This window comes from Asticcacaulis taihuensis (assembly GCF_900100255.1).
GTDB lineage: Bacteria > Pseudomonadota > Alphaproteobacteria > Caulobacterales > Caulobacteraceae > Asticcacaulis > Asticcacaulis taihuensis.
This window is the reverse complement of sequence record NZ_FMTS01000002.1, coordinates 25,400-37,107: the sequence shown is the minus strand read 5'-3', so window position 1 is coordinate 37,107 and position 11,708 is coordinate 25,400. Positions and strand designations below refer to the sequence as shown.

9 protein-coding genes are annotated in these 11,708 nt (G+C 61.3%); 3 read left to right on the top strand and 6 right to left on the bottom strand.

The features are described from left to right. The first annotated feature begins 12 nt into the window (after positions 1-12). Positions 13-180: a hypothetical protein gene (locus BLO49_RS18385; RefSeq protein WP_170828246.1), complete on the top strand. Its 168-nt coding sequence runs from the start codon at positions 13-15 to the stop codon at positions 178-180. Here BLO49_RS18385 and BLO49_RS06985 read toward each other — a convergent pair whose 3' ends face one another. From BLO49_RS06985 to manD, 4 genes are all read right to left on the bottom strand, one after another. Continuing rightward, complete coding sequence (locus tag BLO49_RS06985) at positions 181-2,871, bottom strand: glycoside hydrolase family 3 C-terminal domain-containing protein (protein ID WP_090646309.1); 2,691 nt, start codon at positions 2,869-2,871, stop codon at positions 181-183. A gap of 92 nt (positions 2,872-2,963) precedes the next feature. Next, positions 2,964-5,063: an alpha-glucuronidase family glycosyl hydrolase gene (locus BLO49_RS06980; RefSeq protein WP_090646306.1), complete on the bottom strand. Its 2,100-nt coding sequence runs from the start codon at positions 5,061-5,063 to the stop codon at positions 2,964-2,966. A 9-nt stretch (positions 5,064-5,072) separates the two neighbouring features. After that, positions 5,073-6,362, bottom strand: coding sequence for an MFS transporter (locus BLO49_RS06975; protein ID WP_090646303.1), 1,290 nt, complete (start codon positions 6,360-6,362; stop codon positions 5,073-5,075). Positions 6,363-6,569: 207 nt separating this feature from the next. Next, complete coding sequence (gene manD / locus BLO49_RS06970; RefSeq protein ID WP_170828271.1) at positions 6,570-7,778, bottom strand: D-mannonate dehydratase ManD; 1,209 nt, start codon at positions 7,776-7,778, stop codon at positions 6,570-6,572. Positions 7,779-8,253: 475 nt separating this feature from the next. Between manD and BLO49_RS06965 the strand changes: the two genes are divergently transcribed. Together BLO49_RS06965 and BLO49_RS06960 are read left to right on the top strand one after the other, a co-directional pair. Beyond that, complete coding sequence (locus BLO49_RS06965) at positions 8,254-9,897, top strand: GH35 family beta-galactosidase (RefSeq protein ID WP_220083713.1); 1,644 nt, start codon at positions 8,254-8,256, stop codon at positions 9,895-9,897. A gap of 78 nt (positions 9,898-9,975) precedes the next feature. After that, positions 9,976-10,734: a FadR/GntR family transcriptional regulator gene (locus BLO49_RS06960; protein ID WP_090646297.1), complete on the top strand. Its 759-nt coding sequence runs from the start codon at positions 9,976-9,978 to the stop codon at positions 10,732-10,734. Here the strand turns inward: BLO49_RS06960 and kduD are convergent, their stop codons facing one another. Together kduD and BLO49_RS18585 are read right to left on the bottom strand one after the other, a co-directional pair. Continuing rightward, positions 10,735-11,490, bottom strand: coding sequence for a 2-dehydro-3-deoxy-D-gluconate 5-dehydrogenase KduD (gene kduD / locus BLO49_RS06955; protein WP_090646295.1), 756 nt, complete (start codon positions 11,488-11,490; stop codon positions 10,735-10,737). It abuts the gene before it with no gap. Between the two features lie 133 nt (positions 11,491-11,623). Further along, positions 11,624-11,708 (bottom strand): hypothetical protein (locus tag BLO49_RS18585; RefSeq protein WP_245678955.1); only part of this gene is annotated, 85 nt, incomplete at its 5' end.

Sequence of the window (11,708 nt, the reverse complement as noted above, 5' to 3'; positions counted from 1 at the left end):
AAGGAGGCTGCCATGACAGACCAAAAGAAATCCAACCCGCCCTCAGGCGGCACGCCCGCGCTCGACAGCGACCGCAATACGGTGGCCATCCCCCGGCCGGCCAATGAACTGGATGGCCAGTCGGGGTTCAGGGGCCGTGTCAACGAGGAACCCGACGATGATCCGCAAAAGGCTGGCTGATTATTTAGGCAGGACGGCGGTTCGGGTAACGGTCAGTTCCGCCGAAACGGTGGCCGCAAAGCCTGGCTGGCCGCCGCCGAGACTGACCGTGTATTCGCCCGGCAGCACCTTGCGGCTGCCGTCCTGACCGACCTGCGACAGGGCGCGGGCATCAAGCGGCAGGGAAACCGTGCGGCCTTCACCGGCCTTCAGGGACACGCGCGTGAAGCCGGCCAGCACCGGATTGGCCGTATCGCCGGGCTTGGCGAGATAGAGCTGCACCACCTCGTCGCCATCCACTTTGCCGCTGTTACGCACCGTGACGCTGGCCTTTGCCGCATCGCCCGCCTTGAGGGTTTTGGCAGAGAGTGTCGGCTTGTCGTAGGTGAAGTTTGTATAGCTCAGGCCGTGACCGAAGGGATAGAGCACCAGCCCCTTGAAATAGCGGTAGGTGCGGCCCTTCATCGAATAATCCTCGAATGAGGGCAGGTCGGCGACATCGCGGTAGATGGTATAGGGCAGGCGGCCGCCGGGATTATTCTTGCCGGTGAGCGTGTTGGCGATGGCCTCGCCGCCGGCTTCGCCCGCATACCACGCCTGGAGCACGGCATCGGCGTTTTCTGACACCCACGGATCGGAAATCGCCCCGCCGGTCATATAGACGACCACCAGCTTTTTACCCGTCGCCTTGACCGCCTCAAGCATCTTTTGCTGCGCTTCGGGCAGGGCCAGCGAGGTACGGTCGCCGCCCTTGAAGCCGGGGAAGCTGACGGCCATTTCCTCGCCTTCGAGATCGGGCGACAGGCCGACAAAGGCCACCACAGTATCGCTTTGTTTCGCAGCCTCCACCGCCCCATCGATCAGGGGCGGGACCGGCGCGATCCAGTCGAGCGAAGACGCGCGATCCTCGACCGTGCGGACATAGTCGATACGGATATCGTGCGGCTTGGTGTCGGTGAATTCGTAGGCGACCGGTGCCATTGGCGGCTTGGCGCAGGCCCCGCCGCAATAGGCTTCATCACGGCCGGCAGCGGCGGAAAGTTCCGGCGTCACCACGAGCTTGCCGTCGATCCACACCTTGACATCGGGTGCCGGCTGGCCTGGGCGCGGCGTCTGCATCCGGAAACCGATCTGGTACTTGCCGGGCGCCGGCGGTGTGATTACCCCGGTCCAGCGGATACTGAAGCCGAGCGGTTTGAAGCCCTCCGGCGCCGTGCGGTAGAAGTCGAAATTGATCACCGGATCGGTGCGCGTCATCTTCGGCGTGCCGGCAAAGGTCAGGTTGTCGAAATACTCACCTTTCAGGCCATTTTCGCTGCTGCCGGCAGAGGTTTTCAGGAAGGTCGTCGGCACCGGCGTGCGCATGCCTTCGGTTAAGGGTGCGCCGGCGGCGTAAGAGACGTTGGCGGCGCTGAACGCGGTTTTCAGAGCATCGAGCGGATAGGACGGATTGACCGGCACGCCGGTATAGTTGCCTTCCAGGCTTTGCAGCAGTTGCGCATTCGGGCCGATGACGGCGATCTTCTCCGTGCCTTTCAGGGGCAGGGTATTGCCGCGATTGGACAGAAGCACCATCGATTCCTCGGCCGTTTTCAGGGCCAGGGCGCGGTGAGCGGATGAATTGATTTCGCTGGCGGGAATCTGATCATAGGCGCTGCCGTCAATCAGGCCCATGCGGATGCGCGCCGCCATCAGGCGTTCGAGTGAAACATCAAGATCGGCTTGCGTGATCAGGCCGCGCGTCACGGCTTCGGGAATGGCCTTGTAGGTGGTGCCGCAATCGAGATCGGCGCCGGCCTTGATGGCCGCCGCCGAAGCCGAAGCGGCATCGGCATATTTCTTGTGGCCGGTCACCATGTCGTCGATGGAATCGCAGTCGGTGACAATAAAACCCTTGAAGCCCCAGTCATCGCGCAGGCGATTTTGCAGCAGCGGGCTTTCGCAGGCCGGGTAGCCGTCGATAGCGTTATAGGCGCACATCAGCGAATCGGCCTTGCCATCGACAATGGCCGAGCGGAAGGCCGGCAGGTAGGTATCCTCCAGATCGAAGGGCGAGGCATCGACATTGAAGCCATGGCGCAGCGGTTCCGGCCCTGAATGGACGGCGAAGTGCTTCGGCGTCGCCACGCCCTTGTAAAGCAGGGGATTGTCGCCCTGGATGCCGTGGATGAAACTGACGGCCATATGGCCGGTAAGGAAGGGGTCTTCGCCGTAGGTTTCCTGGCCGCGGCCCCAGCGCGGATCACGGAAGATATTGATATTGGGCGACCAGTAGTTGACGCCGAAATAGCGGTCGGTGCCGGAAGGATCGCGCATCAGGGCGGCATTGTGGCTGGCGCGGCCTTCGGTGGCGATGGCGTCGCCGATCCGGCCCATCAGGGCGGTATCCCAGGTGGCGGCCAGGCCAATGGCCTGCGGATAGACGGTGGCGTCGCCGGCGCGAGCCACGCCGTGCAGGACCTCGTTCCACCAGCCATAGCGCTTGAGACCAAGGCGCGAAATTGCCGGGGCATTGTCCTGCATCTGCGCCGCTTTTTCCTCCAGCGTCATGCGCGACACTAGGTCTTTGGCGCGCACTTCCGGCGTTAGGCTTTTGTCCAGAAAGGCGCACGGGGCGGACGCACAGGCTTCCGGCGTGGCGGCGTGGACGGGCTGGGCCAGAATGAGAGCAAGGACGAATGGGGCAGCGGATGTCAGCAGAAGGCGTGGCATGAGGTTTCCTCTCTGATGGGGCGCGTCTGATGGCGCCGCTTTTGTGTTAGCGGTATCATCGAAAACGAAGAATGGTCAACCCTTGCGTAGGGTCAATGCCCCGGCGCATAGGGGAATTGCAGCGACTTGTAATAATCGAGGTCATGTTCCGGCGGCGCGATGCCGGTGGGCAGCGGCAAACCGGATTTCGACTGGAAATAAGCAATGGACGCATCACGCCACCATTTAGCTTCACGCGCCTGGATGCTAAGATTGGCCGAAACGGCGGCAAAGCGCTCAGGGTCGACATAGGGCTTCATGGCGGCCCAGGTTTGCTGCATCTGCGCTGCCTGTTTCGCGCCTATGTCGTAATCGGTGACCAGTTCGTTCCACAGGGTACGTCCGGATTTCACCTTGTAGTCCCACGGCAGATGATGGAACCACAGCAGGTAGCGTTCATCCATCCTTTTTGGATCGGCCCACTGTTTGGCGGCGGCGGGGGCGTATTGCGCCAAAGCGTCTGAGCCGGTCTTCGTGCGGTCGAAGCCGATGCCTTTCGCATCCGCCTTGGCATAGTAGCAGGGGTTCCATTCCGGGCGGGCGAGATCGCACACCCACGGGCCTGGGCCATAATGATGGCCGGTCGCCATCTGGTGCGCCAGGCCGAGCGGGGTCATATAGTTGGCGGCGGTTTCGCGCGAGGCCATCATCATATCGACCACCGGTTTAACGAAGGCGGGATCGTCGGAGAAGGTCATCTTCACCCAGTCGGTGGCGATATCGCGGCTGGAGGCGTCCGGATCCCAGGCCAGCCGGCCGAAGGCGTACCAGTCGGCCTGACTGAAATCATGGCCGGTCCAGTTACGATCATCACCGACATTGGAAACACCGGCCATGCCGGTGAGCGCGTGATGATCCAGCGCGCCGTCGATGATTTTGGCGACGGTCGAGCCCTTGCCTTCGGCATAGGTGTCGGCCTTGAGCGTCTCTTCGTAGAGCGGCCCCTGATAGACGAGGTGCGTGCCCTGGCCCAAGTATTCCTTGGTGATCTGCACCTCCAGCATTTCATTGGTCTTCGGCATGGCGCCGAACAGCGGATGGAAGGGTTCGCGCGGCTGGAAATCGATGGCGCCATTCTTGATCTGCAGAAGGACGTTATCGGCAAACTGGCCCTCGACCGGCTTGAACTCGTTATAGGCCTGCTTGGCGCGGTCATTGGCGTCGTGTTCGGAATAGACGAAGGCGCGCCACATGACGATACCGCCGTGGGGTTTCAGCGCCGCGGCCAGCATGTTGGCGCCCTGGGCATGGTTGCGGCCATAGTCGCCCGGACCGGGCTCGCCCTCGGAATTGGCTTTTACCAGAAAACCGCCGAAATCGGGGATGAGGGCATAGATTTCATCGGCCTTGGCGTTCCACCACGCCTGCACCGCGGGATCGAGCGGATCGGCGGTTTTCAGCCCGCCCAGCTCGATCGGCGCGGTCCAGCGGGCGGAGAGATAGACCTTGATGCCCCACGGCCGGAAGACCTTCGCAATGGCCTCGGTCTTTTGCAGGTAGGGGGCTGTCAGGCTGTCGGCCTTGGCGTTGACATTGTTGAGCACCACGCCGTTGACACCGATCGAGGCTTCGGCGCGGGCATAGTCGGTCAGGCGCGGATCGACCAGATCGGGCAGCCGCCACCAGTCGAAGATCGACGTGCCGGCATAGCCGCGCTCGACGGAGCCGTTGAGATTGTCCCAGTGGTCGATGACGCGGAGTTTGATTTTCGGGGCGTCGCTGATGTCGGTGAGGGCTGCGCGGGTCTGGATTTCACGCAGTAAGCGGAACGCGCCGTAAAGTGCGCCCTGGTCGGTTCTGGCGCTGATCACTGTGACCGGGTGACCATCGAGCGTTTTGGCCCCGATACGGAAACCGTCTTCGGGCAGGTTCGTGTCGCCGGTTTGCAGGACAATGGCGCCATCGACCGGCTGGCTGACGATGGGCGTATCCTGCGCCAGCAGGCCATCCAGCCCGCGTTTCAGTTCGGATTTAGCGCTGGCAAGGATTGGGGTGTCGCCGCCGATAATCGCCGTGGCGTGCGGTTTATATTGCGCGGCGTAAGCGGCCTCGACCGGGTGATAGCGCAGCCACAGATCATAGCCATCCTCTGCCAGAACTGGCGAAGCGAAAGCGGCGATGGCGAAACAGATGGCGGCAATCAGACGGCGCATGGCAAGTCCTTACAGAGTAACCTTTTCCCAGCGCGGGCAAAGCAGATGAACGACGCAGAAGGCGATGAGATACATGACCGAGGAAACGACGAAGATCGGCGTGTAGTTGCCGCCGGTGGTTTGCAGAATGATGCCGGCGAACTTGGCCATCAGCATGCCGCCGCAGGCGCCGGCCAGACCGCCGAGACCGGCCACCGTACCTGAGGCATAGTGTGGATAGAGGTCGCCCGGCATGGTGAAAAGATTGGTCGAAAAACCCTGATGGCCGGCACAGGCGAGGCCTATCAGCAGCACTGCCCACCACATGTTCGGCATGAAGGTGACCGCGGCCACGGGCAGGACGACAAAGGCCATGATCAGCATGGCGGTCTTGCGCGCCTTGTTGGGTTCCCAGCCGCGTTTCAGGTAGCTCGATGAGCGCCAGCCGCCGAAGATCGAACCGACATCGGCCAGCAGATAGATGGCGACCAGCGGCGGGCCGAATCCCGACAGCTTGACATCGAACTGCTTGGCGAAAAAGGCCGGCAGCCAGAACAGGAAGGTCCACCACACTGGGTCGATCAGGAAGCGGCCGCACATATAGGCCCAGGTCTGGCGGTAACCCAGAACTTTCCAGGGCGAGGCGCGGTCGAGCGGTTCCTCGGTCGTCGCATCCGACTCGATCCATGCCACTTCGGCGGCCGAGGCCAGTTTGTGGTCGCGCGGCTTGCGGTAGAAAATCCACCAGATGACGAGCCAGACCACCGAAAACAAGCCGGTGACGACAAAGGCGGCGCGCCAGCCCCAGGCCAGGGCGATGGCCGGCACGATGAGCGGCGTGACGATGGCGCCGACATTAGCGCCGGCATTGAGCACGCCGATGGCCAGCGCGCGTTCCTTTTTCGGAAACCAGGAATTGGCGGCGACGAGCGCTGCGGGGTAGGTGGCGGCCTCCCCCATGGCCAGGGGCAGACGCGCCAGGATCATGCCGGTGGTGGAGGTGAAGAGGGCGTGCATCATGTGCCCGGCGGTCCAGATGATCATGGCGAAGCTGTAGCCGGCCTTGGCGCCGATCTTGTCGATGATGCGGCCGGAGATCAGGAAGGCGATGCCATAAACAAGCTGGAAGTAAAAAGCCATGTCCGCATAGCCGGTTTCCGACCAGTTATATTGCGCGGACAGGCTTGGCTTGAGCACGGAAATGACCAGCCGGTCGATATAGGAAATAACCACGGCCAGGAAGAGGATGCCGCAGATAATCCAGCGGATATAGCCGGCGGGTTTTATCTGTGGCGCGGCTTCAGGCGCGGTCGTTTCCATATGCGTTTCCTGTTATGCGCGGAATTGTCCGCGTCGTTATTCAGTAGAAGCAAGAAGCCCCACCACCAACGCGCAAGGGCGCGTCGGTCCCCCTCCCCAACAAGTTGGGGAGGTATAAGGTTTTGTGTCTCCTGATCCTCCCCGCTTGTCGGGGAGGGGGACCGCGAGTGAAACGAGTGGTGGTGGGGTCTCTTGCTTTCTTTAAGTCTACCAGTTGAACATGGTGCCGTCCTGCAGACGGTTGACCGGCAGGTAGGCGCGTTTGTAGGGGTATTTGGCGGCCTTTTCCTCATCGATGTCAACACCCAGTCCCGGCGTTTCCGATGAATAGAGGAAGCCGCTTTCGAAGCGATAGCCGTGCGGGAAAACCTCGTCGGTCGCCTCGGTGTGGCGCATATATTCCTGGATGCCGAAATTGGGGATCGAGCGGTCAAAATGCAGGGCCGCGGCCATGCAGACCGGCGACAGGTCGGTGGCGCCGTGGCAGCCGGTGCGGACATTATATATGTCGGCAAAGGCGGCGATGCGGCGCAAATGGGTGATGCCGCCGGCATGGACGACCGTGGCGCGGATATAATCGATGAGCTGGTTTTGGATCAGCTCCTTGCAGTCCCAGATGGTGTTGAAGATTTCACCGACGGCCAGCGGAGTCGTGGTGTGCTGGCGGATCAGGCGGAAATTGTCCTGATTTTCAGCAACCACCGCGTCCTCCATCCAGAACGGCCTGTAGGGTTCGAGATCGCGGCCCAGCCGCCCGGCCTCGATCGGCGTCAGGCGGTGATGGACATCGTGCAGCAGGTGGACCTCGTCGCCCAGGGCCTCGCGGGCGGCGGCAAACAACTTCGGCACCACGCGCATATAGGCTTCGGTGTTCCACAGGTTCTCGGTCGGCAGATCGGCGTCGGCCGGTTCGTAGAACATCTTGTCCTTCGAGACGCCGTAGGTCGAGGCCAGGCCCGGCACGCCGCATTGCAGGCGGATGGCCTTGTAGCCCTGGGCCTTGTAATCAAGCGCCACATTGACGGTATCCTCGATGCTGGTGCCGTTGGCGTGGCCATAGACCATCACGGCCTCGCGGCTGGCGCCGCCCAGAAGTTGATAAAGCGGCAGGCCGGCCACCTTGGCCTTGATGTCCCACAGGGCCATGTCGACGGCGGCGATGGCCGACATGGTGACGGGACCGCGCCGCCAGTAGGCGCCCTTGTAAAGATATTGCCAGATGTCCTCGATGCGGTGGGCGTCGCGGCCAATCAGGCAGGGAATGACATGATCGGTCAGATAGCTGGCCACCGCCAGTTCGCGGCCGTTGAGCGTGGCATCGCCGATGCCGTAGACGCCCTGGTTCGTTTCGATCTTGAGCGTGACGAAGTTGCGGCCGGGGCAGGTGATGATGACCTTGGCCGACCGGATGACCAGGCCGCCCTGGCCATTTGCTGAGACGCCGTCGCCTGGAGCATTGTCATGAGAGTTGGCATTGGAGGTCTTGGGGGAATCCATTGGTACACTTGGCCTTTCACTCGCCCGTATCGCTTATATTGGTCATACCAATAATCTATTCCGGTCTGATGTAAACCGGGAAATGAGGACACGTTCCCATAATTAAAAGCTATGTGCCGGGAAACATATGTGTTCAGTGAAATTCCCCGACTCGGCAATCTGTAAGAAGGCGTATTCTTTTTTTGTAAGCTCGGTGGTGCACTTAAAGCGCTTCTTAAATTGAACAGATTTGACCAATGGGTGCAAATTATCTTGCGAAAGACGTGGTCTCAAAACATGAAATTGGCAAGACCATTATTTTACAGGGTCTGGACGGTGCAATTGCAAAGGTGTCTATACGATTGGCGCACTACCCTTTTTTGGGATAGCGTTCTTGGCACATTAAGGAAACCCTATGACCCGTCTGTCCCGACCTCTGGCCGCCACCATGATCGGTGCTGCGCTCTTATGGATGCCGGCCCTGGCGGCCGACATTCCGCACCTGGCGACCCAGGGCACGACGAAACAACTGATCGTCGATGGCAAGCCCTTCCTGATCCTGGGGGGCGAACTGGCCAATTCCACGGCTTCAAACCTCGATTATCTCAATACCAAATGGCCGACCCTGAAATCCGTGGGGCTGAATACAGTCATCGCCCCGGTCGAATGGGACCAGATCGAGCCGCAACCGGGCAAGTACGATTTCACCGTGCTTGACGGCATGATCAAGCAGGCCCGTCAGAACAACGTGAAGCTGGTGCTGCTGTGGTTCGGCGCGTGGAAGAACTCGATGTCGACCTATGTGCCGCCTTACGTGAAGCGCGATTACACCACCTATTCGAGAGCACAGGATGACAAGGGGCAGCCGCAGGATATCCTGTCGCCGTTCGATCCAGATACCCTGGCCGCCGATGCCCGTGCCTTTGCCGCCGTGATGGCGCATCTGAAGCAGGTGGATGCGGCGCATACCGTGGTCATGATCCAGGTGGAAAACGAGATCGGCATGTTGCCGGTGGTGCGCGATTACAGCCCGCAGGCGCAGGCCGCCTGGAACGGACCGGTGCCGGCCGAGCTGATCGCTTACCTGAAGACGCATCGGGAGACGCTGGACCCTTATGTCCGCACCCTGTGGGAGGCAAACGGCCTGAAGGACAGCGGCACCTGGGGCGAGGTTTTCGGCGGCTCCATCCAGGCGCAGGAAGTCTTCCAGGCATGGTATTTCGCCGCCTTCGCCAATGGCCTGGCAAAGGCCGGCAAGGCGCAGTATCCGCTGCCGATGTATGTCAATGCCGCCCTGATCCGGCCAGGCAAGACGCCGGGGCAGTATCCAAGCGCCGGGCCCCTGCCGCATCTGTTCGATGTCTGGAAGCCGGCGGCGCCGGATATCGATATCCTGGCCATCGACATGTATTTCCCGAACTTCATGGAATGGGCCGATAAATTCAAGCGCCCGGATAATCCCTTTTTCATTCCGGAGGCCAATCAGGCGGGCAAGCCGGAGGCCGGGGCCAATGCCTTCTACGCCATCGGCCAGCTCGATTCGATCAGCTTTTCGCCGTTCTCGATCGACAATATCAAGCCGGAAAACAGCGCCAACCTGACCGGCGCCTATGACGTGCTGGAGCAATTGTCGCCGCAGATCCTGGCGGCGCAGGGCACGGGCCGGATGCGCGGTTTTCGGCCGCGCGTGTCGTTCGATGGCGTGGTTGAGGAAACGCCGCAGTCCTTTATGCTCGGCGGTTACAAATTCACGGTCAGTTTTGTCGATCCGTGGACGCCGAAGGACAAACAGGACATCGCCGCCAACGGCGGGCTGATCATCCAAACCGGCGATGACAGCTTTATCGTCGCCGGCAAGGGCGTGGTGGTCACCTTCGAGGATGCGGCGCCGGATAAGCAGGCCGTTGGCATCGAGCAGATCGTGGAAGGGCGCTATGTGGACGGCGTGTGGAAGCCCGGCCGCTGGCTGAACGGCGATGAAAGCCATCAGGGGCGGCATCTGAAGATCAATGCCGACGGGTTTGGCATCCAGCAACTGAAACTGTACAAATTCCGCTAAGGTGCAGGGGCTTTTTGATTGAACGCGGGCATGTTAACGATCATATGATTCTGCATTCATCCTTTATTTTCCGCACAGATGTCAGATTCCAGAAAGCTTTACCGCAGGATCGCCGATTCCATCGCCGCCGAAATCGAATCGGGGCGCTACAAGCCAGGCGACCGGCTGCCGACCGAACGTGAACTGGCGTTGCAATATGGCGTCAGCCGGCCGTCCCTGCGCGAGGCGATGATCGCCCTGGAAATTCTCGGCCTGATCGAAGCCAAGCATGGCCTGGGCATTACGGTATCCAGCCAGAAGCAGCGCGCGCCGGCCTTCACCGATTCCGAGATCGGCGCTTTTGAGCTGATCGAAGCACGCCGCCTGCTGGAGGCCGAGGTCGCTGCCCTGGCCGCCACCCTGATCAGCGAGGAGCAGATCGCTGAACTGGAAGTCCTCGTGCAGAAAATGGGCGACGCCGATCCGGTGAAGGCGGAAAAAGCCGACCGCGAGTTTCATATCCTGATCGCCCAGAGCACCGGCAACGGGGCTTTGACGACCTGCGTGGAAAACCTGTGGGACTGGCGTTATCATTCGCCGCTGGCGCGTAATGTGCTGGCGCGGGCCGCCGACCTCGGCATGAACGACCGGATCGCCGAACATACCGATATCCTGACCGCGCTGAAAAACCGCTCGGTCGCGGCGGCGCGTCAGGCCATGCACGAACACATGGATCGGGTGATCGAGCACCTGTTGCGTGCCACCGAGATTGTAGCCGTCGAGAATGCGCGCAAGGCCAGCAGCGAGCGCCGCATGGCGGTGGCCACGCGTATGAAGGCGCTCAAGAAAGGGCGCTGATCAGCGCGCCAGCCATCCGCCATCCACGGGGAGTGTGATGCCGTTGACATAATCGGAGGCGGCGGAGGCGAGGAAGACGGCGGCGCCGGCCATGTCGGACGGCTGGCCCCAGCGTCCGGCGGGGATACGTTCGAGGATGGAGCGGTTGCGGGCTTCATCGGCCTGCAGGGCGGCGGTGTTGTCGGTGGCCATGTAGCCGGGCGCGATGGCGTTGACATTGACGCCTTTGGACGCCCACTCATTGGCCAGCAGCTTGGTGATGCCGGCAATGCCCGATTTTGAGGCGGTGTAGGAGGGCACGCGGATGCCGCCCTGGAACGAGAGCATCGAGGCGATATTGATGATCTTGCCGGACCCTTGCGCGATCATATGTCGGCCGCAGGCTTGCGCCAGGAAGAAGGCGCTTTTCAGGTTCAGGTCGATCACGGCGTCCCAGTCGGCTTCGGTGAAATCGACGCTGTCGGCGCGGCGGATCATGCCGGCATTGTTGACGAGAATATCAAGGCCACCAAGGTCCGACAGGGTGGTCGAGACGATGCGTTCGACCGGTTCGATCGCGGTCAGATCGGCGGCGATATGGATGGCCTTGCGGCCCAATGCCTTGGCTGCCTCGACCGTCTCGGTCTCGGTGCGGGTGGAGACGACGGCGATATCGGCACCGGCTTCTGCGAGCGCCAGGGCGATGCCGGCGCCCAGGCCCTTATTGCCGCCGGTGACGATGGCGACCTTGCCGGTCAGGTCGAAGAGAGAAGACATGGAATTTTCCTTATGCTCCTCCCTGCCTTGATGGGAAGAAGAAAGAGCGTGATGACAATCGGCTTGATTGCTCTCTTAACTTCCCCCTCTCCCTGCGAAGCGGGGAGAGGGGGAAGCCGTTTAGTGCCCCCTGCTACGCCAGTTGGCAGATATCCAGCACATTCATATCGGTATAGTCGAGGTTTTCCCCGCCCATGGCCCAGATGAAGGCATAGTTG

Excerpts from the sequence above, each read along its gene's own strand:
- kduD (WP_090646295.1), bottom strand. The coding sequence starts at position 11,490 with ATGTCTTCTCTCTTCGACCTGACCGGCAAGGTCGCCATCGTCACCGGC.
- BLO49_RS18385 (WP_170828246.1), top strand. The coding sequence starts at position 13 with ATGACAGACCAAAAGAAATCCAACCCGCCCTCAGGCGGCACGCCCGCG.
- BLO49_RS06960 (WP_090646297.1), top strand. The coding sequence starts at position 9,976 with ATGTCAGATTCCAGAAAGCTTTACCGCAGGATCGCCGATTCCATCGCC.
- BLO49_RS06980 (WP_090646306.1), bottom strand. The coding sequence starts at position 5,063 with ATGCGCCGTCTGATTGCCGCCATCTGTTTCGCCATCGCCGCTTTCGCT.
- BLO49_RS06975 (WP_090646303.1), bottom strand. The coding sequence starts at position 6,362 with ATGGAAACGACCGCGCCTGAAGCCGCGCCACAGATAAAACCCGCCGGC.
- BLO49_RS06965 (WP_220083713.1), top strand. The coding sequence starts at position 8,254 with ATGACCCGTCTGTCCCGACCTCTGGCCGCCACCATGATCGGTGCTGCG.
- BLO49_RS06985 (WP_090646309.1), bottom strand. The coding sequence starts at position 2,871 with ATGCCACGCCTTCTGCTGACATCCGCTGCCCCATTCGTCCTTGCTCTC.